This window comes from Shewanella sp. Sh95, from assembly GCF_001308045.1.
Classification (GTDB): domain Bacteria; phylum Pseudomonadota; class Gammaproteobacteria; order Enterobacterales; family Shewanellaceae; genus Shewanella; species Shewanella xiamenensis.
The window spans coordinates 1-1003 of the sequence record NZ_LGYY01000219.1 but is presented as its reverse complement, the minus strand read 5'-3'; the positions used below and the strand labels follow the sequence as shown (position 1 = coordinate 1003).

1 protein-coding gene is annotated in these 1003 nt (G+C 43.6%); it reads left to right on the top strand.

All coding sequences use genetic code 11. The features are described 5' to 3' along the window. Window positions 1–348 precede the first annotated feature (348 nt). Window positions 349–912 carry an Mpo1-like protein gene (locus AEA42_RS16365; RefSeq protein WP_055648286.1) on the top strand — a complete coding sequence of 188 codons (564 nt, stop codon included), beginning with the start codon at window positions 349–351 and terminating at the stop codon, window positions 910–912. Window positions 913–1003: the final 91 nt, after the last annotated feature.

Genomic DNA, 1003 nt, shown 5'->3' with positions numbered 1-1003 from the left:
TCGCAACGCCCTGAGAGTCTAGGCAAGATTGAATTAACTCAGGTTCTAACACATCTGCTAAGCAGGTGAATTCGGTTAGGCGGGTAATATGAGTACGGGCGAGTGCTTCTGAGAGTTGCATAAAAAATCCGATGACATGAGGTCATCGGATTTTGATCTTTTCAGCGAGATCGTCAAGCGATCTGTCTTAACTGATCGGCATTAGCTTTAAGCTCCCTTTTTATTACTCAAAACACTCGGCAACATTTTTGTTACTTTTTACTGTTCAGTTTGGCATTTTTGGGCTAGGTTAGGTCAAAAGTTTTATCTATAAACTAATTTGCAGGGACACAGCAAAAGGAGCCCAAGATGAAATCCGCCGTAGAGCAGCTATCAACCTATAAGAGTGTGCATTTAAATCCGCGAAATATTCGAACTCATTTTATTGGTATTCCATTAATTATATGGTCGGCTTTTCTATTATTAGCGACAATCCGTATTCCATTTGGTAGTGCTGGCGATGTGAGTTTAGGTGTGATTTTAGGGGCTGGCGTGCTGGTTTATTATTTTCGTTTGCATGCAAGGTTAGCGATTGGTCTGGCCTTGTTTATCGCCCCCGTCGTGTATTCAACAGAGTTAGTGGCCTCCTCTCCCAACGCCTTCTGGTTGGCTATATCGGTATTTATCGTCGGTTGGGTTTTTCAGCTGATTGGCCATCAATACGAGAAGGCAAAGCCTGCCTTTATTGATGATTTAAACCAACTGTTAATTGGCCCGTTTTTCTTAATGGCCGAAGTGTATTTTATCCTGGGGCTAGAAAAAGATTTAGATGCCCAAATTACACCTATTGCGATTGAGAAACGCCGTGCACTCGAAGCGCGGCTGAAGACGCAAAGCGCTGAAGGATCCCCTCATAAATCAGCCATAGCATAGCCATATTTGAGCAACTGATTGGCGAATAATACCCAGGCCGCCAGCAATTCTTTCTCCGTGATTTGATAATCAGGCCGCCTGAGTACCTCCA

Bases quoted from the DNA above. Each gene is read 5' to 3' on its own strand.
- AEA42_RS16365 (WP_055648286.1), top strand. From the start codon at position 349: ATGAAATCCGCCGTAGAGCAGCTATCAACCTATAAGAGTGTGCATTTA.